This is a genomic window from Streptomyces sp. NPDC005374 (assembly GCF_042872225.1).
Classification (GTDB): Bacteria; Actinomycetota; Actinomycetes; order Streptomycetales; family Streptomycetaceae; genus Streptomyces.
This window is the reverse complement of sequence record NZ_JBIAKA010000024.1, coordinates 65,919-88,009: the sequence shown is the minus strand read 5'-3', so window position 1 is coordinate 88,009 and position 22,091 is coordinate 65,919. Positions and strand designations below refer to the sequence as shown.

18 protein-coding genes are annotated in these 22,091 nt (G+C 68.2%); 10 read left to right on the top strand and 8 right to left on the bottom strand.

Annotated elements, in window-relative coordinates; all coding sequences use genetic code 11:
- Positions 1 to 103: 103 nt before the first annotated feature.
- Both ACFYRX_RS42065 and ACFYRX_RS42060 read left to right on the top strand, forming a co-directional pair.
- A complete protein-coding gene (locus ACFYRX_RS42065) occupies positions 104 to 1,978 on the top strand; it encodes an ABC transporter ATP-binding protein (RefSeq protein WP_389112085.1) in 1,875 nt (624 codons plus the stop codon).
- Positions 1,975 to 3,780, top strand: a complete 1,806-nt coding sequence (locus tag ACFYRX_RS42060; protein WP_389112083.1) for an ABC transporter ATP-binding protein — start codon at positions 1,975 to 1,977, stop codon at positions 3,778 to 3,780. The genes ACFYRX_RS42065 and ACFYRX_RS42060 overlap by 4 nt, the downstream gene beginning before the upstream one ends.
- Positions 3,781 to 3,902: 122 nt before the next feature.
- On the opposite strand, the gene ACFYRX_RS42055 is transcribed toward ACFYRX_RS42060, so the two are convergent.
- Together ACFYRX_RS42055 and ACFYRX_RS42050 are read right to left on the bottom strand one after the other, a co-directional pair.
- The gene (locus ACFYRX_RS42055; protein ID WP_389112082.1) at positions 3,903 to 4,385 is read right to left on the bottom strand and encodes a DinB family protein; all 483 of its coding nucleotides are present in this window, start codon (positions 4,383 to 4,385) and stop codon (positions 3,903 to 3,905) included.
- 185 nt (positions 4,386 to 4,570) lie between these two features.
- Positions 4,571 to 4,960, bottom strand: a complete 390-nt coding sequence (locus ACFYRX_RS42050) for a DUF2218 domain-containing protein (RefSeq protein WP_389112081.1) — start codon at positions 4,958 to 4,960, stop codon at positions 4,571 to 4,573.
- Positions 4,961 to 5,065: 105 nt separating this feature from the next.
- Here ACFYRX_RS42050 and ACFYRX_RS42045 point away from each other — a divergent pair, with 105 nt between their 5' ends.
- Positions 5,066 to 5,644: a TetR/AcrR family transcriptional regulator gene (locus tag ACFYRX_RS42045; protein WP_389112080.1), complete on the top strand. Its 579-nt coding sequence runs from the start codon at positions 5,066 to 5,068 to the stop codon at positions 5,642 to 5,644.
- A 74-nt stretch (positions 5,645 to 5,718) separates the two neighbouring features.
- Here ACFYRX_RS42045 and ACFYRX_RS42040 read toward each other — a convergent pair whose 3' ends face one another.
- Positions 5,719 to 7,068 (bottom strand): cytochrome P450, encoded by a 1,350-nt coding sequence (locus ACFYRX_RS42040; RefSeq protein WP_389112078.1) that lies wholly within the window; start codon positions 7,066 to 7,068, stop codon positions 5,719 to 5,721.
- Positions 7,069 to 7,372: 304 nt separating this feature from the next.
- Positions 7,373 to 8,413 carry a ParB N-terminal domain-containing protein gene (locus tag ACFYRX_RS42035; protein WP_389112077.1) on the bottom strand — a complete coding sequence of 347 codons (1,041 nt, stop codon included), beginning with the start codon at positions 8,411 to 8,413 and terminating at the stop codon, positions 7,373 to 7,375.
- 361 nt (positions 8,414 to 8,774) lie between these two features.
- Here ACFYRX_RS42035 and ACFYRX_RS42030 point away from each other — a divergent pair, with 361 nt between their 5' ends.
- From ACFYRX_RS42030 to ACFYRX_RS42005, 6 genes are read left to right on the top strand one after another with little or no spacing between them, the layout of a single operon-like run.
- Positions 8,775 to 9,107 (top strand): DUF362 domain-containing protein, encoded by a 333-nt coding sequence (locus tag ACFYRX_RS42030; RefSeq protein ID WP_389112075.1) that lies wholly within the window; start codon positions 8,775 to 8,777, stop codon positions 9,105 to 9,107.
- A complete protein-coding gene (locus ACFYRX_RS42025; RefSeq protein ID WP_389112073.1) occupies positions 9,107 to 11,029 on the top strand; it encodes a hypothetical protein in 1,923 nt (640 codons plus the stop codon). Before ACFYRX_RS42030 ends, ACFYRX_RS42025 begins: the two co-directional genes overlap by 1 nt.
- Positions 11,026 to 12,246 (top strand): 3-deoxy-7-phosphoheptulonate synthase, encoded by a 1,221-nt coding sequence (locus ACFYRX_RS42020; RefSeq protein ID WP_389112072.1) that lies wholly within the window; start codon positions 11,026 to 11,028, stop codon positions 12,244 to 12,246. The genes ACFYRX_RS42025 and ACFYRX_RS42020 overlap by 4 nt, the downstream gene beginning before the upstream one ends.
- A 14-nt stretch (positions 12,247 to 12,260) precedes the next feature.
- On the top strand, positions 12,261 to 13,583 hold the full coding sequence (locus tag ACFYRX_RS42015; RefSeq protein WP_389112070.1) for a salicylate synthase: 1,323 nt from the start codon (positions 12,261 to 12,263) through the stop codon (positions 13,581 to 13,583).
- A gap of 44 nt (positions 13,584 to 13,627) precedes the next feature.
- Complete coding sequence (locus tag ACFYRX_RS42010; RefSeq protein ID WP_389112068.1) at positions 13,628 to 15,307, top strand: (2,3-dihydroxybenzoyl)adenylate synthase; 1,680 nt, start codon at positions 13,628 to 13,630, stop codon at positions 15,305 to 15,307.
- Positions 15,308 to 15,313: 6 nt separating this feature from the next.
- Positions 15,314 to 15,652 carry a phosphopantetheine-binding protein gene (locus ACFYRX_RS42005; protein WP_389112066.1) on the top strand — a complete coding sequence of 113 codons (339 nt, stop codon included), beginning with the start codon at positions 15,314 to 15,316 and terminating at the stop codon, positions 15,650 to 15,652.
- Between the two features lie 107 nt (positions 15,653 to 15,759).
- Here ACFYRX_RS42005 and ACFYRX_RS42000 read toward each other — a convergent pair whose 3' ends face one another.
- The 4 genes from ACFYRX_RS42000 to purB all read right to left on the bottom strand — a co-directional run bounded on the left by ACFYRX_RS42000 (position 15,760) and on the right by purB (position 21,098).
- Positions 15,760 to 17,880 carry an MMPL family transporter gene (locus ACFYRX_RS42000; protein WP_389112064.1) on the bottom strand — a complete coding sequence of 707 codons (2,121 nt, stop codon included), beginning with the start codon at positions 17,878 to 17,880 and terminating at the stop codon, positions 15,760 to 15,762.
- A gap of 149 nt (positions 17,881 to 18,029) precedes the next feature.
- Positions 18,030 to 19,430 (bottom strand): amidase, encoded by a 1,401-nt coding sequence (locus tag ACFYRX_RS41995; RefSeq protein ID WP_389112063.1) that lies wholly within the window; start codon positions 19,428 to 19,430, stop codon positions 18,030 to 18,032.
- Positions 19,427 to 19,828, bottom strand: a complete 402-nt coding sequence (locus ACFYRX_RS41990) for a GNAT family N-acetyltransferase (RefSeq protein ID WP_389112061.1) — start codon at positions 19,826 to 19,828, stop codon at positions 19,427 to 19,429. Before ACFYRX_RS41990 ends, ACFYRX_RS41995 begins: the two co-directional genes overlap by 4 nt.
- Positions 19,812 to 21,098 carry an adenylosuccinate lyase gene (gene purB / locus ACFYRX_RS41985; protein ID WP_389112059.1) on the bottom strand — a complete coding sequence of 429 codons (1,287 nt, stop codon included), beginning with the start codon at positions 21,096 to 21,098 and terminating at the stop codon, positions 19,812 to 19,814. The genes ACFYRX_RS41990 and purB overlap by 17 nt, the downstream gene beginning before the upstream one ends.
- 275 nt (positions 21,099 to 21,373) lie before the next feature.
- Between purB and ACFYRX_RS41980 the strand changes: the two genes are divergently transcribed.
- Positions 21,374 to 21,979, top strand: coding sequence for a hypothetical protein (locus ACFYRX_RS41980; protein ID WP_389112057.1), 606 nt, complete (start codon positions 21,374 to 21,376; stop codon positions 21,977 to 21,979).
- The last annotated feature ends 112 nt before the right edge of the window (positions 21,980 to 22,091 follow it).

The window sequence follows — 22,091 nt, the reverse complement described above, 5'->3', positions numbered from 1 at the left end:
GTCCGACTTGGGCCTGTATCGCTCCTTCGCGCAATTATTGGACCAAGTCTCCATTAGCATCGGCGGGTTGACCCGACTCCGCATATCGCCATAGCGTGATGGAATGGACTCGGCCACTGTGGCGCCCAGGAGATCACGAATTTTTCGCCTCTATGCGAGTTATTGCCGCCAGGCCTACGACACGGGCCCTCTATTGACGGTCATGACCGGCTGCACTGCCTTGGCCGGTTCGATCATCCCGCTGGGTAATGTCGCGGTCATCGGTATCGTCGTCGGCAAAATCCCCGCGGCTGCGCGCGGCGGGCCGGATTCGGCCGCCACGCATTCGGCCCTGGTATGGACGGTGGTGGCCGGCCTTCTCCTCGCGTTCCAGTTCGTCATCGGCGGTCTGCAGACCACGGTCACCACCGCACTGGGCAACCGGGTGGATCTGGCGCAGCAGCGCAGGCTGATGGCCGCGGTCATGCGACCGGTTGGCATCGCACACCTCGAACGGCGCGACGTGGCGAGTCTGGTTGCGGTCGGCGGAGAGACGTTCCGTGCGTGGCTGAAGCCGGGGAGGGCGGTGGGCGGCGTCTGCGCGCTGTTCACCGCGCGGGTCGGACAAATCGGTGGCTGTGTCCTGCTCGCCACCTTCAACCCGATGATGGCGGTTGTGCTGCTGGGAGCGTCGCTGTGGGCGGAGTACGAGATCCAGAAGGTGGCCAAGCGGGAGACTGCGCACCACCTCGGAACCAACCAACTCGCCCGGCGCCAGGACTACTTCTACGATCTGGCGGCGACCCCGGCGGGGGCCAAGGAAGTCCGGGTCTTCGGCCTCTCAGGCTTCCTGCGTGACCGGTTCGCCGACAGTTGGCTGCAGTCCGCGAAATTTCTGTTCAAACGGCGGCAGACGCGATCGTTGTTGGCGACGCTGACGCTCGCGGCGGTCACTCTCGGCGGCCTGGGATGGCTCACCGGCCGCGCGCTGGACAGCTCGGTGGGCATCGGCTGGGCCAGCGCCTACGCGCAGGCCATCATCATGACCGCATCGATGGTGGGGGCGACCTCGCTGGCCCGTACTCAGTCGGCCCTCGCCCTGGAGACGTTCGCCAGGTTCGAGGCCGCCGTGAGCGTCCTTGACCAGGCCGCGGCGGCCGACCCCGTGGCCCAGGCGACCGTCGAACGCGGGCAGCTCGCCGCCGCTTCTCCGCAGGGGGCGCCGCGCAGCCGGATCCGGTTCGAGAACGTCGATTTCCGCTACTCCGACGACTCCCCCAAGGTCCTGGAACGACTCGACCTGACCATCCCCGCCGGACAGTCGCTGGCCATCGTCGGCGCGAACGGCGCAGGCAAGACGACCCTGGTGAAGCTCCTGTGCCGGTTGTACGAGCCCACTGCGGGCCGGATCAGGGTCGACGGCACTCCCCTGCCGGACATCGACCCGGTGTCCTGGCAGCGGTCGGTAGCCGCGGTCTTCCAGGACTACCTGCGCTTCGAGCTCTCGGCCCGCGACAACATCGGCCTCGGACACCCAGCCGCCCAGGACGACCTGGACGGCATCCGCAGCGCGGCCGCGGAGGCCGGAATCGCCGACCGGATCGAACAGCTCGCCAAGGGCTGGGACACGGTCCTGTCATCGCAACACAAGGACGGTTCGGACCTGTCGGGCGGCGAATGGCAGCGAGTCGCCCTGGCCAGAGCGCTGTTCTCGGTGCGCCACGGTGCCCGGTTCCTGATCCTGGACGAACCGGCCGCCAACCTGGACGCCCGGGCAGAAGCCGAACTCTACAAACAGTTCCTGACCCTCACCAAAGGGCTGACCACCATCGTGATCTCGCACCGGTTCTCCACCGTGCGTCAGGCATCGTCGATCATCGTGCTGTCCGACGGCCGTGTCGCGGAGCAGGGTACCCATGACGAGCTGGTCGCCCAGGGCAGCGCTTACGCGGAGATGTTCCAGCTGCAGGCGGCACGGTTCGGCGAGGTGTCGGCATGATGAGGGTCCCGGGTGCAAGCGGAGCGCGCCGCTGGCTGCGGACCGGCGCTTTGATGCTGGGCATCGGCTGGGAGACAGGCCCCGCCCTGTTTCTGGGCTTCGTGCTCGTCGGGCTGGCCGGGTCGCTCGGTCCGCTGATGTTCGCCCTTGGCCTGCGTCCGTTGGTCGACGGTCTCTACGAGCACCGGACCACACCTGCGGTCGTGGGCGCGGTCGTCTGCTCGGCCGCGCTGCTGCTTGTCGTCTGCACGCCGGCGGCACAGAACTGGCTTACCGCCCGCATCCGGCAGCGTTCCATCATGGTGATGCAGCGCCGGATCCTGGTCGCCGCCTCAGGTGCTCCGGGTCTGGCGCACCTCGAACGGGCGGACTTCTGGGAGCGGCTCCAGATGCTGAAGCGGAATTTCAGCAACCTGTTGATGGGCATGGCGAATGCCCTGGTGCTGCCGCTCATCGTCGTACAGCTGCTGGTCAGCGCAGGCGTGCTGGCACGGGTCAACCTCCTGCTCGCGGCCCTGCCGGTGGTGGCGGTGCCGGCGGCCGCCCTCACTCAGCGCGCGGAGGAGATGCGCATCAGAGCCGACCAGCAGGCGGCACCCGGCCGCAGGCTGCTCGGCCACCTGTCCGCCGTCGCCTCCAGCGTCGCTTCCGGCAAGGAGATCAGGACGTTCGGCCTCCAGGACGAACTGATCGGACGGCACCGTGATCTGTCCTCGGACGTCGAACGCACCACGGAACCCGCCTCGTTCCGGGCGTACTGGGTGGGCCTCGCAGGCTGGCTGATCTTCGCCCTGACCTACATAGCAGCCGCCGTGGTGGCGATCCGGGCCGCAGCCCAGGGGCGCATCAGCCCCGGTGATGTCGCGTTGACGCTGTCGATCACCGCCGCGGTGGTCGCAGCGGCGGTCCGCGTGACGGAGGTCATCGGCCTGCTGAAGCGGGCCACAGTCGTCTCGGACGACTACTACTGGCTGGCCGAGCAGATGGCCGATCCCTCGGCGAACCGAGTGAAGCAGCCTGTCCCGGCGGCCCTGGAACGGGGCATCGAGCTGCGGGGGGTCAGCTTCTGCTATCCCGGCAAGGAGTCGCCAACGCTGCGGAACGTCGACCTGATGCTGCCGGCCGGGTCGGTCGTTGCGATCGTGGGAGAGAACGGCGCGGGCAAGACCACCCTCGTCAAGCTCCTCAGCCGCATGTACGAGCCGACCGAGGGAACCGTGCTCCTGGACGACACCGACCTGGCATCCGTGGACTACGAGGAGTACCGGCAGCGCATCACCGCGGGCTTTCAGGACTTCATGCGGTTCGAGTTCCCGGTCCAGGAATCCGTCGGCGTCGGCGACCTGAAGTCCCTCGGTGACGAGAACGCGGTCCGCACGGCCCTCGGCGAGGCGAACGCCGACTTCGTCGACGGGCTGGCGTCCGGCGTGTTCACGCAGCTCGGCTCGATGTGGGAGGGGGGAACCGACCTGTCCGGCGGCGAGTGGCAGAAGCTCGCACTGGCCCGCGCGATGATGCGCCGCAGTCCCCTGCTCGCGGTGTACGACGAGCCCACATCGGCGCTGGACCCGCAGACCGAGCACGCCCTGTTCGAGCGGATCGCAGACTCCCAGCAGCGGATCGCCGGCCGGCACGGCATCACCCTGCTGATCTCGCACCGTTTCTCGACGGTACGGATGGCGGACTTCATCGTCGTCCTGAGCAACGGCCAGGTCCTGGAGCAAGGACGCCACAAGGAACTGATGGCCAAGGACGGTCTCTACGCGGAGCTCTACTCACTCCAAGCGCGCGCCTACCGGTAGCCGACGCGCTGTCGTTGACCGCACACCGCCCGCGCGCGACCAAGAAACGGCACGACACGGCAAGTGGCCGCCCTCCGCGAGATTCGCGTGAGGGCGGCCACTTGCCGTGTGCGGGCCAGGCGTCAGCCCAGAGCGTCCCCCAGGCTCGCCAAGTGGCCTGCCTGGTGGGCGATGATGACGTCGAGCACCGTGAGGAGGGTCCGTTCGCCGTCCGCCCACTGGTTCTTCATCGGAGGGATGCTGTCGAGCTGTGCGTCGGTCAGGTCCGCCAGCAGTGTCAGCCTGACCTTGGCCGCGTCCAGGCCCTTGAGCACGTCCGTGATCTCGGCCTCATGGTCGTGGTCGTGGCGGTGACCGTTGCCCTGCACAGTTTCTCCGGTCAGCGAAGCCGACACGTAACCCGCCCCTTTCAGGAGCCGGCCGATCTTCTGATATCCCTCGACAAAATGCAGTGCGGCGTTGCCCACCGAGTTGGCGGAGTGATCGCCTTCCCTGTCGACATACGGCCGGTGGAGATCTGAGTCATGTGCTTCGGCGAGAAGCCCGCGAGCCTCGTCGAGTTGTGCGAGCGCTTTGCTCATCAACTCCGTACCGCGTTCACTCATTTCACTGTCTCCTCCCGAAGGCATCGAATAACGATGCCTTGCGACCGACTTTCTCCTGGGCCCCATATAGTCGCCCGCCTTGTCCGGCGTTCGCAATGAGTCATGGGGCGTTGCCGGTGCGTAGGCGGCGAGAAACGGGCCTTTGTCAGGACGGAAAGAGACTTCGAAAGACGCGTCCAGCCCGGCTACGCAGTCCCCGCACCCTCGATGCGGCTCCAGTTCACCACCAGGCCGTCCCGACGGCCGAATCTGTCGAGGTCCTCGGTGATGATCTGCCGGATCCTGACCAGCCTGCCCTCGTCGGTGGCGTCGATCCGCACGTCCAGCCCTGTCCCGGTGGCGTCGACGGCACAGCGGCCGTGCGGTGCGAACTCGATGACACCGCGGGTGTCCGACCACTCAGACCGAACCTGAACATGGCCGTCGCCCCCGCCGTCGGGGCCGTGAGCCGTGGCGTCACCGTGCCGCCCGGACCGGTGGCCCTCCGCCTCGCTCATCGCCGCCGCGTGTCGACACAGCTGGACGAGGTAGCGACCGGCACGTGCGGTGTCGATATGGGCCTCGATGCTCGGCATCGTGCTCCTTCCGGGGGCCTTCACCTGCACCGACACTTTATCGAGACACCATGTATATGGTCAAGCGTCAGTGTATTAAAAGATAGCGTGGTGTATCGTTGAGCTGTGCCCAAATTGTGGAATGAGACGATCGAGGCGCACCGGCGCGACGTTCGGGATGCTGTACTGGCCACGACCGCGGCGTTGGTTTTCGATCGCGGCCTCCGTTCGGTGACGATGTCCCAGATCGCCGAGGAGACCGGCATCGGACGGGCGACCCTCTACAAGTACTTCCCGGACGTCGACAGCATCCTGCACGCCTGGCACGCCCGCGAAATCGGCCAGCACCTGCACCAGTTGTTCGAGGTCCGTGATCAGATCAGCGACGCTGGGCGCCGGCTGGAAGAGGTCTTGAACGCCTTTGCCCTGATCACCTACCAGACCCGCGGGCACCACGACCCAGAACTCGTTCGGCTCCTGCACCGTGACGAGCACGTCGGCCACGCACAGCATCAGATCCGCGACCTGATCCGCGATCTGATAGCCGAAGCGGCCCGCGGCGGCGCACTGCGCAAGGACGTGTCGGCGGACGAACTCGCCGGCTACTGCCTGCATGCTCTGTCAGCGGCCGGCAGCCTTGATTCGAAAGCGGCGACCCGTCGGCTCGTCCAGGTGACCCTGGCGGGTCTGCGTCCGCCCTCCTGAACCTGCTGTTCCTACTCGGACCTCACGCTCATACCTACCGCACACAGCGGTGCCCGAACGTTGGGAAGCATCTTCTATTTCCGTGACGTCGAGGCGACGCGTACCGGGAAGGTCTCGTACCCTCTCAGCACGAGACGGTCGCGCCGCGTCGGTGAAGCAGCGGGGGCCAGTCCCGGGAAGCGCGACAGCAGGCGGGGAAAGGCGACCGCTGCCTCAAGGCGGGCGAGGCCGTTGCCCAGGCAGACATGCGCGCCGACGCCGAAGCTGAGCGGTTTCATGGTGGTCCTCGCAGGATCGAAGCGGTCCGGGTCCTGGAACCGCTCGGGGTCGCGATTGGCCGCGCCCAGCATGAGGATGATCCGTGACCCCCTCGGGATCGGGACGCCGGCCAGTTCCAGTCCGTCGGTCAGGGCCACACGGGAAGTCAGCTGGACCGGGGACTCGCAGCGCAGCACCTCCTCGATGAATGCCGCCACATCGCCCCGACCCGACCGCAGCCATTGAACGGTCTCCGGACGGGAGAACAGGACCCCGAGCCCATTTCCCAGCAGGTCCGTCGTCGTTTCGAATCCTGCTACCAGAAGGAGGGCCAGATTTGCCAGGAGCTCGGCCTCGGACAGCCGGCCGTCCTCCGTGTCCCGGGCCGCCACCAGCGCACTCACGAGGTCGTCACGGCGTGCCGCCCGGCGCTCGGCGGTCAACGCCGTGAAATACTGGGCCAGTTCGCGCGCCGCCGCGTCGGCCGGCTCCAAGCCGGACGGGTCGGGCATGAACTCCAGCGCCGTGGTCAAGCCGGCGGCCAGTGCGCGGAACCGGTGACGGTCAGAGCGTGGCACACCCAGCATTTCGCAGATCACAGTGACCGGCAGTTGGAAGGCGAAGTCCGCCATGAAGTCGACAGGCGTACCGTCACTGCCTGACTCGGCCAGCTTGTCGAGCAGCGAGTCCACCGCTGCCGCAATCGTCGGTTCCAGCGTCGCGATCCGGCGCTGGGTGAACACCGATCCGATCAGGGACCGCATCCGGGTGTGCTCCGGCGGGTTTGTCTCCAGGATCGACGGCGCCAGCAGTGTCAGTGCGGCGTGCTCGTCACGGCGCTCCTTGCTGATCTCCGCACCGGTGACCCCGAATTCAAGGCTGCGCAGCACCTGATTGACCACCGCATAGCCCGGCGCGATGAACCAGCCGCCACCGATCGAAGAGATGGGGCCCAGCTGGTGGGCCTTCGCGTAGAGCGGATACGGATCGATCCTGCCCTGCGGCGAAAGCAGTTCCATGGCCACCGTCGCCCCGTCAAGCGGGGTCTCTTCCGGTTCGCCGCGCCTCCCGCCGTAGGCCTGCGCCAGCGATGCGGCCAGGGTCGGCCCCCGTAAGGGCTCTTGGCGCCGCGCAGGCCGGCCAGCCTGTTTGCGGACGACGGGCATGGGGATCCCTTCCGGGCCGCGCAGGGGCCACGACGCACTGCTGCGAATTCGCCCAGTGTTTCGAAACACTCTGTCGCTGTCAAATCATTGTGCCCGAGTCATGGCCGCCGTGATTACCTCCACGAGCGCTGTGCAGCTCTGTCGATTCGGGCAGTCGCCACCCGGTACCACTGGCGCCCGCGGGCACCGACGGTCGGTGCCCGGTGACCACTGACCGGTAAACCGGTGGTCACCGGGCACTGAAGCAGTCGCGGTGCGGGCCCGACCCCGGCGCGACCGGCGTCGCCCGAGACCGCCTTGGGTCTCAGCGCCGCTCGTCCAGCTCTTCGGCGAGCATGAGCCACGCCATTGCGCAGCTGCGCGCCAGCTCGGCGATGGGCAGCGACCAGTGGTTCGGAATGGTGCTCCCCACGCCGCGACAGCTTTCTGGATCCACCGCGTGGTGGTGTAACCAACGCAGCGTCACCCGGCCGCTCTCGCTGAACCGCAGCGAGGGATCGCTCACGAGCTTGGCCAGCAGCGCCTTACCGTCCACCGTGGCGGGTCCCGGTGCCGGCCGACGGACAGGAAGCGTTTCCTGCGGCGTCGGACAGGGCTCGGGGTCGAGGTGCACCGATGACGTCTCCCGGTACTTGGCGGGAACCGGGTCCTCACCCCGGCCGGTCCTCATCCGCACGTCCCGTACGGTGGCGGGCGACAGGCCGGTCGCGCGGGCGATCTCCCGCAGTCCCGCTTCCGGACGCTCAGCGATCAACTCGGCCGCCTGCCGACGCCGGGCCGCGCTGTTCAGCGGCCGGACCCGGCCGTCCCGTCCCACACGGTCGTCCGACTGCGGAAGGTCCGAGGTTGAACTGGCCCGGATCGTCGACACGGTCTTGTCCGACAGCCCGGTGGCGGCCGCGACGGCGCGGTCCGACCAGTTCGGGTGCGAGGTGATGATGCAGTCGGCCGCCGCCCTTCGATCCGGCGGTGACAGCGGCAGGCCGTGCGTGATGTTTGCCCTGACCGCGAGCACAAACGCAGTGGCCGAATCGCAGTCGATCACGCGTGCCGCGATGGCAGCCCGACCGTTGAGCAGAGCCGCGCGAACGCGATGCATCCCATCGATTACTTGCATGGTCGACTCGTGCACGATGATCGGCGGAAGGTCGATTATCTCGGCGAGAGCGCGAGTATGCGCCGGGTCTTCTCCGGCCGATCTCGGCGAACCAAACAGAACCAATTGTTTGATTTCGACGATGCGGATCGGATAGTTTTCTATCGACAGATCAGACGCCGACGCTTCCTCGTGCCGAGTAACGATTCCGCCGTAGTCCTCGTCAGATTTTCGGACTAGATCCAGCATGTTCCCAACCCCTCCGTGTCCGAATAATTTCAGGACGTTGGAACGCGGCTATGACCCTAGGAAACGCGGTCAGCCCTCGTCAACGACTGTGTCTGCATGCAAGTTCAAATGCTCGCAAAGCCCTGTTGAGCTGGTGTTTTCCTTGTCAGGACGGCGCGGAGCGGAGCACTGCCAACTCACAGACTTCCCATCGCGACTCGACTTGACCTGGAATGAAATATTCCAGAACGATGGCCAGACCCGCCATCATCAAATTGATTTCATTGACCATCTTTAGGTCTCCACGAACAGACATCAGCCGACTCGCAATGCGCAAGAAGCCTGGTCCGAAAGCCATCTAAACGATCACCAGGAGAACGCAATGGAGACGATTGACGGTGCGTCGGCGCCGATCGGCACCAGGCGACCCGACCGCATCGCCGAGCGGGCCCGCAACGAGCTATGGAAGAAATCTCCACGCCGTATCGAGGCGTCGGAATGCATCACCTGCGATACGTGTCTGAGGCACTGTCCGCCGGAATTCGACGCGATCTTCGACCGCGGACTCGACGTCGTCATCATTCCGGAGCTGTGCTCGGGCTGCCCGGCGTGCGTGGTCGTCTGCCCAATGGACTGCATCTACGTCGACGACGACTGGGAGCCGACCGGCCACGACCTGTGGAGCCTCGTGAACCTGACGGCCGGAGGCCGGTGATGGACCGGCCGGCCCAGCCCCGCCGGCCCTCCCGGCGCGAGGCCATCGCGAGGGCCCGGCAGAGCCGCCGGCCGAGCCGCCTTGGCAGCCCGGCCGGCTCGGCCACGGGCCCGGACCGGGCCAGGGAGCCCGACGCCGGATTCCCCGGCCTCCTCAAGCGTGCGTGGGAGCAGGCGGAGCACGCACCCGATCTGGTCACGCTGGTGCAGTCCCTGCTCACACTTGGCGGCCACGTGCCGTCCGACATCCAGCTCCGGGCCCTGAGCATGCCCGAGGAATGCGCGCTCAAGGTGTTGTGCGGCCTGTCCTGGCGCGAGGGCCACTCCGACGAGCGACCCGCGGTTCACGAGGTCGACGACACGCCGGGATTCCACGGCGCGATCGGGCTGACGACCAGTGGGCGGATCGTCATCCGCTTGCCGTCGCAGCCGCCACTCGCAGACACGTCGGACCTCGTCGGCGGCATCATACGGGTGCCCTGGCCTGCCAAGGCAGTGGCCGACTACCAGGCTGAACTGGACAGTGCGACGGTACGGCGCCGGACCGCGGTCGCCGACTGCCGACGCTGGCTGGAGACCGTCGACAACCGCGACGAGCTGTTGGAGGTGCTGAAGCAGGCGACGCTGCGGACCGCGCCGGTCGTTCTCTACCAGGGTGACCGCCGCTACACCAACTTCCGAGAGCGCAACAACCTTCCCGGCAAGACTCTGTGGCCTGGGCATCCGGACTGTGCCCTCACCGGCCTGCAGGGCCTGCCGCTTGAGCTGTGGTCCGACAACGACGCCGAACTCGTCGTGTGCCTCATACTCCTGGTTCGTTCGGCCGGATTCGGACGGATCGAGGAGAGCAACGGGACCCAGCTGAGCGTGGACCACATCGCTGACCTGCTCGAGCGCGCACGCCGCAACTACGAGAGCACGCAGACCGCCGAGCGCATCCCACCGGCCTCCTCCAAGCGCATCGAGCACCTCAACGACCTCGCCGGGGCGCTCCGTTCCCGGCGCACAGCTCTCGGACCGGGTGTCCAGCTCTACCGTGAGATTCACGGGCCGCTGATGCACAAGATCGAGCGGGTCGCAGGACCCCCGGCGCAGCCCTGCCGGACTCTCGACCAAGAACTCTGCTCCCGGTTGCGGGACTCGCTGCCGGTGGCCGGCAGCACTCTCGCTGCTCTCGGGGAGAGCCTGGCCGACTCGCCGGACTGGCTGATCGCGCCGCACGGCGGCTACGGCACAGGCCAGGAATCGCTCATCCACACGACGGTGGCCGCAGCCGTCGAGGTGTTCGGAGCGGACTTCGCCATGAGTCGCGGCATGCGCTCACTCCCCCGGCTGATCAAAGCCCTCCGAGAGCAGGACTGGCAGCGCATCGTGTCATGGGATCTGCCGGAGTTCTTCTGCTGCGTCGTGCCCGATCCCGCGGCGATCCGCTACTTCGGCGGGTCGACCGCCCGGCTGGCCGATGTGGCCTGGTCCATGTCCGCGCGGATGCAGTACAACTCCTGGCACTTCCTTCCCGGCGGCCTCCCGCCAGGTCACGAGGTGGACGGCCGCGACTACTTCGTACCGCCCACGATGCCAGACATCGCCTACTTCTCGGATCAGCACCACCACGGGCACATCGCCTCCCGGGTGCGTTTCAGCATCCGCAGTCCTCAGGCGGTGACCGTACTGGACCGGACGTTCAACGGGTTTGTCGATGTGCGGCTGCTGCGCTGCGAGGGCCGTCCCTTTGACGAGCAGGAACTTCTGGCCGCGCACCGCGTGTCCGGGTTCATCTCGCGGGCGACGACCCTGGTGGCAGAACTAGCAGCCCGCGGGGCCAACGCCGACGTGACCTCTTTCGATCCCGCCTGGCACTGGGTGACGACCACCGGAGGCGCTCCGATGCCGGGAGACCGGAACCAGACGGAGGAGCGGTGACCGTGCGTCGGCCCGCGCTCGGCGCCGGCACCCCGCTCCCAGGGCTGCACAGGCCCGAGCAGCAGCAGGGGTTGAGCCGCCTTCCCGCGGCACAGCAACCGCCGTGGGCCAACCACCCGGATCTGGCATGCATCCGGGCAGAACTGGCCGACCTCCCCGCGCTGGTCGTCCCGGACGAGATCCGAGCCCTGCGCAGGGCACTCGCGCGGGTGGAGAGCGGCAGTGCCTTCCTGCTGCACGTCGGCGAGTGCGCCGAGACGTTCGCCATGGCCGATACCGACAACATCGCCGCGCGACTGTCCCTCTACGAGCAGATGGCGGACTGGCTGGCCGACCGCACCGGACGCGAGACCGTCCTCGTCGCGCGGATGGCCGGCCAGCACGCCAAACCGCGCAGCGAAGCTACCGAAGCCCTGCCCGACGGCATAGTGCTTCCGGTGTACCGCGGCGACGCCGTCAACGGTACCCAGCCGACCCCCCTCGCCCGACGTGCGGATCCATGGCGTCTGTTGACGGCCTACGACCGCTCCCAGGACACGTTGCGGCAGTTGCAGGCCCAGGCGGGTCCGGGTCGCCGTCCGGTCTTCGTCTCGCACGAGGCCCTGCTACGCGACTACGAAGAGCCGTTCACGCGAGGCGGTTTCCTCCGGTACGCCGCCAGCGGCCACCTTGTCTGGGTCGGGGAGCGCACCCGCGGACCTGCCGACTGGCATGTGCGGTGGGCCGCCTCCGTTGCCAACCCGATCGGGGTCAAGCTGGGCCCGTCGGTGACCACTCAAGAAGCCGTCGACCTCGTCAGGCTCCTCAATCCCGAACAGGAGCAGGGCCGCCTGAACCTCATCGCCCGGATGGGGGCCGCCGTGGCGGCGGACCGGCTGACCGCCCTGTCGCGCGCCGTCGCCGGTACCGGGTCTCCACTGCTGTGGCAGTGCGATCCGATGCACGGCAACACCCGCAAGTCGGGAGACCGGAAGCTGCGCCTGCTCCCGGATGTCCGCGCTGAGATCTCCGCATTCGTCCGGACCCTCACCGCAGCCGGATGCCACCCCGGAGGCCTGCACCTCGAGGTCACGCCCGATGTCGTGGCCGAGTGCCACGAAGACCTTTCCTCTGCTCCGGGCAGCGGGCCGAGACCACCGTGCGACCCACGGCTGAACCCCGCCCAGGCACTGGCGGTCGTCGACCATTTCGCCACCGAGACGAACCACCACCAGTGAATCGGAGCCCTGTGATGACTTCAGCAACCACCACGCTTTACCTCGAACATGACGTCCCGCTTGCCACCGACCCGCTAGCCGCGGTCGCACAGCTCGCCTCGTCCGGACTCCACGAGGACTACGTGCTCTACGAGCGGAACGGTGAGTGGTCCTTCGCTGGCGGCGTGCTGGCCGAGGTCTGCCTCGACCGCTCCGGCGCCCGGATCCGCGGGCCGGAAGGGGAAACTCTGCTGCCGTGGGACGGAGCACCCCTGCGCCAGATCCAGAGCCTGCTGGCCGAGCTCGCGGTAGCGGACTGGCGCGCCTACGGCTGGGCCGCGTTCGAACTGGCCTACGCCAAGGGTGGGGACCGCACCACCGTCGGCGACCAGCGGCTGCTGCACCTGGTCGTGCCGGAAACCGAGGTCCGCCTGAAGAACGGCGTGGCACGGGTCCGCTGCACGGACCCTAAGGCCCTGGAGAGGACCGTGGCGGCGCTGGCGGGGCCCTCGCCGGCTCCCGGGAGGCCGAACCCGGTGAATGTCCGACAGACCGGCGCGGAGGAGTATCAACAGGCCGTGGCACTGGCCATCGAGGAGATCCACGACCACAAGCTGCAGAAGGTGATCCTGTCCCGGGTCCTGCCCCTCGGCCATGACGTCGACTTGGTCGGGACCTACGTGGCCGGGCGACGGGGCAACAATCCGGCGCGCTCGTTCCTGCTGCGTCTCGACGGGATCGAGGCGGCCGGCTTCAGCCCGGAGATCGTCGTCAGCGTGAGCCGCGACGGCCGCGTGGTGAGCCAGCCCCTGGCCGGCACACGTGCCGTCACCTCAGATCCGGAGCTGAACCGGCGGTTGCGCAGCGAGCTCCTGGCCGACCCCAAAGAGGTCTTCGAACACGCCATCTCGGTCCGGATCGCCCTCGACGAACTCGAGGCAGTCTGCCGGCCGGGCTCAATGGCCGTGGAGGAGTTCATGGCGGTCCGCGAGCGCGGCACCGTCCAGCACCTGGCCTCCAGGATCGCCGGCAAGCTGGCCGAGGGGCACAGCGCCTGGGACGCGTTCGGCGCCGTCTTTCCCGCCGTGACCGCATCGGGCGTCCCCAAGGACGCCGCGTACGCCACCATCCGCAACCACGAATCCCGGGCGCGAGGCCTGTACAGCGGTGCGGTGCTCACCGTGGACCAGGACGGCTTCCTGGACGCGGCCCTGATCCTGCGCGCGGTCTACCGGCACGCGGGCACGGCCTGGCTGCAGGCGGGTGCCGGGATCGTCAGCCAGTCCCGCCCCGTCCGGGAGTTCGAGGAGACCTGCGAGAAGCTCGACAGCGTCGCCCGGTTCCTGGTCTCCGCCTGACGGTCCCCAGCCGCCGTCCTCGCTGATCGAAAGAGGTTTGTCCAGTGCTCGAAGGATGCACGCCTTGGCCGGAGGAGTTCGCCACCCGCTACCGAGCCGCGGGCTTCTGGCGCGGCGAGAGTCTTCCGGACCTGCTCCGGCAGTGGTGCCGACGGTTCGGCAGCCGCTGCGCACTGGTCCACGGCTCCCTCAGGCTCAGTTATCACGACCTGGACCACCGGGTGGACCGGATGGCCGCGGGATTCCTGGCGCGCGGGATCCGTGCCGGCGACCGCGTGGTCGTGCAACTGCCGAACACCCCCGAGTTCGTCGTGGTCTGCTTCGCGCTGTTCCGCATCGACGCGAAGCCCGTCTTCTCCCTGCTGGCCCATCGGTCACTTGAGATCGGCCACCTGTGTTCCATCTCCGGCGCGGTCGGATACGTCGTACCGGGCCGGCATCAGGGCTTCGACTACACCGCTCTGGCAGCCAAGGTCATGGACTCCTCGCCGACGTTGCGGCACGTCTTTGTCCTGGACGGCTCCGCGCCCGATCCGGGTCCTGACGGCGGGGCAGTCGCTGGCTTTACCGCCCTCGACGCAGTAGACGCCGACCCCGCGCCCGTGCCGCAGCGCTTACCGGACCCTTCCGACGTCGCGTTCTTCCTCCTGTCCGGAGGAACCACCGCACTGCCGAAGCTCATTCCGAGAACGCATGACGACTACGCCTACCAGTTTCGCGCCACCGCGCGCATCAACGGCGTGACCGGCGATGACGTCTACCTTGCGGTGCTTCCCGTTGAGTTCAACTTCGCCTGGGGCTGTCCCGGTGTGCTGGGGACGCTCAACGCCGGCGGGACGGTCGTGTTAGTCGACGGCCCGGACCCCGACGAGTGCTTCGAACTCATCCACGCCGAGCGGGTGACGTTCACCTCCCTCGTACCGTCCCTGGCTCAGCTGTGGCTGGACGCCGTCGAGGACTTCCCGTTCGACGGTACGAGCCTGAGGACGATCCAGATCGGCGGGGCCCCGCTGCCGCAAGAGGTGGCAGAACGTATCGGCCCGGCGTTCGGCTGCCGCTTGCAACAGGTCTTCGGGATGGCTGAGGGCCTGCTCAGTGTCACCCGGGATTCCGACAGCGCGGAGACCGTCACAAAGACGCAGGGACGTCCTGCCTCACCCATGGACGAGATCCGCATCGTCGACGAGTCCGGTACCGAGGTCGCGCCCGGGCAGCAGGGCGAACTTCTCACCCGCGGCCCTTACACCCTGCGCGGCTACTACCGCGCCTCCGAACACAACGCCCGGGCCTTCACCGACGGCGGTTTCTACCGCACCGGCGACGTCGCGCGGCTGACCGAGGACGGGCAGCTGGTGATCGAGGGCCGCATCAAGGACGTGATCATCAAAGGCGGCGGCAAGGTGTCGGCCGCCGAGGTCGAAGAGCATCTACTGACTCATCCAGGCGTGGACCGGGTCGCCGTCATAGGCGTGCCCGATCCGTATCTGGGCGAGCTGGTCTGTGCCGTCGTCCGCCCGACGGGCAGGCCTCCGTCCCTGCGGGAGCTCCGGAAGGCACTGCACGAGCGCGGACTCGCCGACTACAAGCTTCCCGACGTCCTGGAATTCACCGCCGACCTGCCGCTCACCGGTATCGGCAAGGTCGACAAGGCGCTGTTGGCCAAACAGGCCACGGCTCTCCGTGAAGCGGACGCCCCGAGGACCGATCGCGACCCGAAGGACTGATGCGGCATGACGAACGACTCCGAAGCTTCCCGGCAGACCCTGGACGAACTACGGGAAGCCGTGGCCGCGCTCCTGCAGGTCGAGCCCTCGTCAGTCTCCGACGACGCGGACCTGCTCTTGCTCGGGCTGGACTCCCTGGGGATCATGCGCCTGGTGAACAGCTGGCGACGCAAGGGCATCCGGGTCTCCTCCCGGGTACTGATCACCGAACCGACCCTGGCCGCCTGGCAGCGGCACCTGGAGTCCTCACGCCGGGCCGCCGCGAGCGAGGAACGTGTGTCGGCACTCCGACCGGCAGTGAGTACGCTCCGCGTCGAGGAAACACCGCCGACACGGCCCGCATGAGTGCTCCCGCCCCGCCGAGCCGCGATGCTGCCGGACTGACCGGGACGGCATGGGACAGTGGCCGGTCCCCCCGGGGGGAAGGGGCCGACCACTGTCGGTATCAGGGGTCACACCAGATCGGACTGCTCTACCCGTAGGTCCGGCCCGGTGGACTCTCGGATGCCGATCCGGCTGCGCAGCGTAGCAAGCGGGCCGGGCGCCCACCATGCGGCGGCGCCGACGAGGCGCAGGACGGCGGGCATCAGCACCACTCGGACGAGCGTGGCGTCCACGATGAGCGCGATGATCATGCCTACCCCGATCATCTTGGTGAAGACGATGCCGCTGGTGGAGAACCCGGCGTCGACGATGCCCAGCAGCAGCGCCGCAGCCGTGATGATCCGGCCGGTGCGCTGCAGTCCGCCCGCGATCGCGGCATTCGCGTCGCCGACGGCCAGCCACTCCTCGCGCACAGCCGAGACGAGAAAGAGTTCGTAGTCGGTGGCCAGGCCGTACAGGGTGGCGAGGATGAGGACCGGGATGGTGGGTTCGAGGAAGCCGGTCGGGGTGAAGTTCAGCGGGCCGGACAGATGGCCCTGCTGGAAAATCCAGATGATGACGCCGAACGAGGCGCCGATCGAGACCAGGTTCATCACCACCGCCAGAAGGGGCAGCAGCAGCGAACCGAAGGCGAGGAACAGCAGCACGAAGGTGGCTGCGGCCATGATCGCGAACATCCACGGCAGGCCGTGCCGCACCGTGGCCAGCCGGTCCACGTCCATGGCGGGTCGGCCGCCGACCAACACCTGCACACCGGCCGGTTCCGGCAGTGCCCTGATACCGCGGACGGCGTCGTAGGCTGTGTCGCCGGTGCGCGGCCCGTCGTAGCCGACGGTGAGCATCGCCGAGTCGCCCTTCTCCGCGGTGACCGCGACCTGCCTGATGCCGGGGACGGCCTCAATCCGGCCGGCGATGTCTCTGACCTGGACGGCCGAGACATTCCCGACGAAGACGTCGAGAGGTGCGTCGGAGCCGCCGGGGAAGTCGGCCGCGATCTTCTCCGAGACGATCCGCGCCTCGGTACTCTTCGGCAGCACCCGCTCGTCGCTGCCCGCGAAGTGCACCTGCAGGAAGGGAGCGGCGAACACTGCGAGCACCACAAGGACTGCAGCGGTGTAGGTCACCGGCCGACGCATGACGGTGTGCGCCAGTGCCGCCCAGGCACCTCCACTTTCGCTGGTCTGCTCGGTCCGCGGTCGTCGGCGGCCGGGCAGCGGAATACGCCAGGCGTTGATGCGCCGGCCCAGGATCGCGAGCAGGGCGGGCAGTACGGTCAGCGCGCTGACCATGGCCACGAATACGGCCGACATGCCCCCGAGTCCGATCGAGCGCAGGAACACCAGCGGGAAGATCAACAGGCTGGACAGCGCGAGCACAACGGTGAGCCCGGACACCAGGACGGTACGCCCGGCGCCGGCCATGGTGCGGGCGATGGCTTCGGCGGGTTCGTGTTCCAGCAGTTCCTTGCGGTAGCGGCTGACGACAAGCAGCGAGTAGTCGATGGCCAGGCCGAGGCCGAGCAGGGTGATGGTGTTCGCCGCGAAGGTGGACACCTGGGTGAACTCGGCGATCACCCGAGTCGCGGTCAATGCGCCGAGGATGGCCAGGATGCCGACAAGCAGCGGCATACCGGCCGCGACGACGCCGCCGAAGATGACGATCAGCAGTACCAGGAGTGCCGGAAAGGCGATCATTTCGCCGTGCGTGATGTCGCTCTTGGCCATGTCGTCGGTGACCACTTGGAGCGGCACGATTCCGCCGACCTGCTGGGTGAGGCCGGCCGCCGACAGCGCGGACTCGATGTTCTTGTACTGCTGAGCTTTGCGGTCCTGGTCCTGGCCGGTCAGGGTGATCGCGACATCGGTGGTGTGCCGGTCCCTCGATATCAGGGACGGCGACCTCGTCTCGGTGTACGTGACCACGTTCGCTATCTCGGGGCGTTGCCGCAGGGCCGCGACTCTCTTGTTGACGGCGTTCGCAAAGGTGGGGTCGTCCACGACGGCAGTGCGGCTGGAGTACAGCACCACGACATCCACGTCCCGCGCGCCGAGCTCGGCGGCGATCCGTACCGACGCCTGGGACGACTCGCTGTGCGGGTCCTCGAAGCCCCCTGACTTGAGCGCCGTGAACACGCCCCCGCCCCAGGCTCCGCCGATCACGATGACCATGACACCCACGGCGATCGTCACCCAGCGGAACCGAACGAGTAGACGGCCCCAGTCGGCCAACATAACGGCTCCAATAGTTGTGTAGCGCAACGGTGGGGCTCAATTCCCCGGCCCCGGGCAGGAACGCACGATCAGACAGTCGCTGGTGCCAACTCATCGCCTGGTTGTGATCAGCCGGTCGCAACCGGGAGGACCGGCTCACGGGCAGAGCCGGAAAACGGGTCGGGCATCGTCCCGAGGGCAGCTTCGGCGGCGGCCGCGACCGACAGCACCAGTTCGTCGCCGCCGACGGGTCCGACGAGTTGGAGCCCCACCGGCAAGCCGTCGGCAGTGGTCCCCGCCGGGAATGAGATCGCGGGCTGACCAGTGAGGTTGAAGGGGTAGGTGGCCGGCGTCCAGGCCAACCAGAGCAGGTCGGCCGGATCGGTGGCCCAGTCAGGTCCGATCGCGTCGACGGCGTAGGGTTCGATGGGAACTGTGGCCATCACGAGGAGGTCGTAGCGCCGCATCACCGCGTGCAGCCTGATGCGCAGCGCCATGCGCACCTCCTCGGCCCGCGCGACCGCCGCGCCGCTGACGGTGCGTCCGTGGCGCACGACCGCCAGCCGCCCCTCATCGCAGTGCGACTCGTCCTCGGGTGCCGTCCCGGCGGCTTCAGCGGCCGCGATGATGTCGATCAGGGCTGCCTGAGGGTCCGGGAACGGAACCTCAATGGGCTCGACCCGGTGGCCCAGAGCGGCGAGAACGGGCAGAGCGTCCTCGGTGATCCGGCGAACCTCCGGCGAGGTGCCGGGGAACTCCATCCACCCGATCCGCAGCCGGCCTGGGTATGAATGCTCGGCGGTGAAGCCTGAGTCGGGGTCGTCCGGATGGGCTCCGCCCATCAGAGCGGTCAGTTCACGGGCGTCCGCCACACTCCTGGTGAGGGGACCGAGGTGGGCCAGCCGGTCGGCGCAGGCCGGTACGTAGGGGACACGGCCGTGCGAGGGTTTGAAGCCGACCACGCCGCAGAAGGCCGCTGGTATCCGGATGGAGCCCGCGCCGTCGGTGCCGAGCGCCGCCGCGCACATACCTCCGGCGACCGAGACCGCGGCTCCTCCGCTGGAGCCGCCGGCGGACCGCCCGGCGCTCCATGGGTTACGGGTGGCGGCCGCCACCCGGCTCACCGTACTGGCGCACCAGCCGTATTCGGAGGTGGTCGTCTTGCCGATGACGATCGCACCGGCCGTGCGCAGCCGGCCAACCGCGGGAGCGTCCACCGACGCCCGTAGGTTCGGCAGCAGCGAACCGCGCGTGGTCGGCAGATCCGCGGTCTGGATGAGGTCTTTCACCGAGACGGTGATGCCGAGCAGCGGCTTCTGTTCCCACGCCTGGGGGCCGAGGGCGCGGATCATCCGGTCCGCCGCCTCGGCCTCCGCCAATGCCCGTTCGCCGGCGACCGCGACGAACGCGCCTAACTCCCGGTCACGTTCGGCGATACCGGTCAGTGCGGCGCGGACGTGGTCGGTGGCCGACAGTTCGCCGTGTCGTAGCGCGGCGCGCACTTCCCTGATGCCCGGTACCCCTGTCATGGATTGAGGACCCATGCCGAGTCGTGACGGGTGAACCCGATGTGCGGGTAGTAGTCCGTCGCGGCGGGCGCCGAGAGGAGCACGATCTTGGCGGTGGGAGCCTCCTGCCGGACGGCGTCGATCAGGGCACGTCCGATGCCGGACCGCTGGCACCGGTCGGAGACCGCGATGTCCGACAGGTAGGTCGTGTAGGAGAAGTCCGAGACGCAACGGGCGATCCCGGCCAGTTCTCCGTCGACACGGCAGACCACGACGAGGTTCGCGTTGCGCAGCATCGCCGCGAACCGCTCCCGGTCCCCGATCGGCCGGCGCGCGCCGAGGCCGGAGGAGCGGTAGACGGACAGGACTTCGTCGATGTCCAGACCGGCTCCGTCGACCCGCTCAATCTTTCCGTTCACGCAGGGCCTCCAATCGCTTGAGGGTGACGTCGTGATGAACCAGGAACCTCTCCGGCCCGACGGTGCCGACCGACATCCCCTCCTCGGCGAGCTCCACCGCGAGATCTCCGCCGCTGGCCAGGACGCGGTCGGCGGCGCGCTGCACCGCGCGATAGGCAGTCTCACGCTCCACGCCGGCCTGCAGGAGGTCGGCGAGCACCGCAGAGCTGAGTGTCAGGCCGCTGGTCCGGTCAAGGGCAGTCCGCATGCGCTCCGGGAACACCTGCAGGGATGTCACGAGCTCGGCTGCCTCAGTGACTTGGTAGTGGGCGACGGACAGGCAGTCGGGCAGCACGACTCGCTCGACGGACTGGTGGGCGAGGTCCCGTTCGTGCCACAGCGCCACGTCTTCGAGAGCCGCGCCCGCATAGCCGCGCAGCAGCCGGGCAAGCCCGCACAGGCGCTCGCTCGTGGTGGGGTTGCGCTTGTGCGGCATGGCGCTCGATCCCTGGTAGGCCGCGGAGCGGCCCTCCTCGACCTCGCGGACCTCGGTCCGTTGCAGCAGGCGCAGTTCCAGGGCGATCTGCTCGACGCAGGCGCCGAGCGTCGCCACCGCCTGGACGAGTTGCGCATGCCGGTCGCGGGCCACCACCTGGGTGGGCGCAGGCTCCACGCCGAGGCCCAGTTCTCGGCACACATACGCTTCCACGGACGGGTCGATCAGGGCATAGGTGCCCACTGAGCCGGAGATCGTTCCCACCGCGACGGCGTCCCGGGCCGCGCGCAACCGCTCGAGTGAACGGTCGACGGCGAACGCGAATCCGGCGAGTTTGTGGCCGAAGGTCGTCGGCTCAGCGTGCACACCGTGGGTGCGGCCGATACAGATGGTCCCCCAATGCTCGACCGCCCGGTCCGCAACAACGTCCCGCAGCCGGGCCACTGCTCCCATCAGGAGATCACAACTGCGCGCCAGCGTGTGGCCGGCGGCGGTGTCCACAAGGTCGTAACTCGTCATCCCCAGGTGCACCCAGCCCGCGGACTTCTCGGGCATGCTCTCGCAGTAGGCGGCGAGGAAGGAGAGTACTTCGTGGTCCCGCTGGCGCTCGTGCTCCGCGACACGCGCCGCGTCCGGCACCGGAGCGGCCATGATGTCCTTGAGGGCGCTGTCCGGCACGACGCCGAGTGACGCCTGCGCCTGCGACGCGAGGACCTCCACGCGCACCCAGGTCTCATAGCGAGCCTGGTCCGTCCACAACTCCGCCATCTCTGGGCGTGTGTAACGGGGAATCATGTCGGTTCCTCCCTGGGCGGCGTTCACCGTCAGTGCAATAGCGGTGATCGTGGGCCGTTCGCCGCCACGGCGGCCTCTCTGACGTGAAGTCTTCCGTGGCGGAACAGCAGAAGACAATCATCCCTGTCCAGTGGAATTTCCGCGGAGCGTTTGACTGCGCGGTCTCCGCAGTTGAACCTTTCGAATGGCGTCTCGGCTCCCGGTTACTCTGATGCCCGCATTTCCACTGCCGCCGACATTGCGCGCCGCGGAAGCCGCCGACGGAGGAGATTTCCTTGACAGGAACAACGAAGAACCGTACGCCTAACAGGTTGTTTACCGCCGCCGCAGTAGCAGCGGCCTCGCTGATCGCCTGTACGGTGCCCGCTGCTGCCCACACGCCGGTCGAGATCACGTCGGCCGCCGTCCGCCCCTGGCAGGGCCCGTTGATCCTCGACGGGCAGAATCCCGTGATGCTCTTCGGTACGCTCCCCCATCCCGGCTCGCTGCGCGGGGCCCAGCTTCACATGACCGCCGGTCAGCAGCTCTCGGTCGCCCTCGCCATCCCGGACAAGGCACCGGAGAACCAGTTGGCCACTGACCGGCTCCCCAAGGTCGTCGTCGTGGCACCTGGCGGGAAGGTCACCGTCGTACAGGTGACGGTGCGGATTCCGATCACGACGGAGTCGGGGCAGAACCTGCTGGTACTGGGGAACACCACTGCGGTGGCACTCACGGGTGACTACTCGATCGCGGTCGTGGGTGCGGCGGCGGAGCGCTTCGCTCTCGCCACTGGGGTCGAGGGCGACGAGCCGTTCATAGGCGTTGCGCGCGGCACCGTCGCCACCGACGCGGCCGTGGCCGCCTGGTACGCGACTCCGCCACAGAGCGCACACCGGTAGCCGGTGCGGGGGGGGGGGGGCCCCCCCCCCGCCCCGGCCCCCCCCCCCCCCCCCCCCCCCCCCGCCCCGGAGAGCCCAACAAACGAGAGTGGGCGGAACAAGATGCTCAACC

What these genes read in the sequence shown, in the direction of transcription:
- ACFYRX_RS42065 (WP_389112085.1), top strand. Translation starts at nt 104, where the DNA reads ATGGACTCGGCCACTGTGGCGCCCAGGAGATCACGAATTTTTCGCCTC.
- ACFYRX_RS42060 (WP_389112083.1), top strand. Translation starts at nt 1,975, where the DNA reads ATGATGAGGGTCCCGGGTGCAAGCGGAGCGCGCCGCTGGCTGCGGACC.
- ACFYRX_RS42055 (WP_389112082.1), bottom strand. Translation starts at nt 4,385, where the DNA reads ATGAGTGAACGCGGTACGGAGTTGATGAGCAAAGCGCTCGCACAACTC.
- ACFYRX_RS42050 (WP_389112081.1), bottom strand. Translation starts at nt 4,960, where the DNA reads ATGCCGAGCATCGAGGCCCATATCGACACCGCACGTGCCGGTCGCTAC.
- ACFYRX_RS42040 (WP_389112078.1), bottom strand. Translation starts at nt 7,068, where the DNA reads ATGCCCGTCGTCCGCAAACAGGCTGGCCGGCCTGCGCGGCGCCAAGAG.
- ACFYRX_RS42035 (WP_389112077.1), bottom strand. Translation starts at nt 8,413, where the DNA reads ATGCTGGATCTAGTCCGAAAATCTGACGAGGACTACGGCGGAATCGTT.
- ACFYRX_RS42030 (WP_389112075.1), top strand. Translation starts at nt 8,775, where the DNA reads ATGGAGACGATTGACGGTGCGTCGGCGCCGATCGGCACCAGGCGACCC.
- ACFYRX_RS42025 (WP_389112073.1), top strand. Translation starts at nt 9,107, where the DNA reads ATGGACCGGCCGGCCCAGCCCCGCCGGCCCTCCCGGCGCGAGGCCATC.
- ACFYRX_RS42015 (WP_389112070.1), top strand. Translation starts at nt 12,261, where the DNA reads ATGACTTCAGCAACCACCACGCTTTACCTCGAACATGACGTCCCGCTT.
- ACFYRX_RS42005 (WP_389112066.1), top strand. Translation starts at nt 15,314, where the DNA reads ATGACGAACGACTCCGAAGCTTCCCGGCAGACCCTGGACGAACTACGG.
- ACFYRX_RS41995 (WP_389112063.1), bottom strand. Translation starts at nt 19,430, where the DNA reads ATGACAGGGGTACCGGGCATCAGGGAAGTGCGCGCCGCGCTACGACAC.
- purB (WP_389112059.1), bottom strand. Translation starts at nt 21,098, where the DNA reads ATGATTCCCCGTTACACACGCCCAGAGATGGCGGAGTTGTGGACGGAC.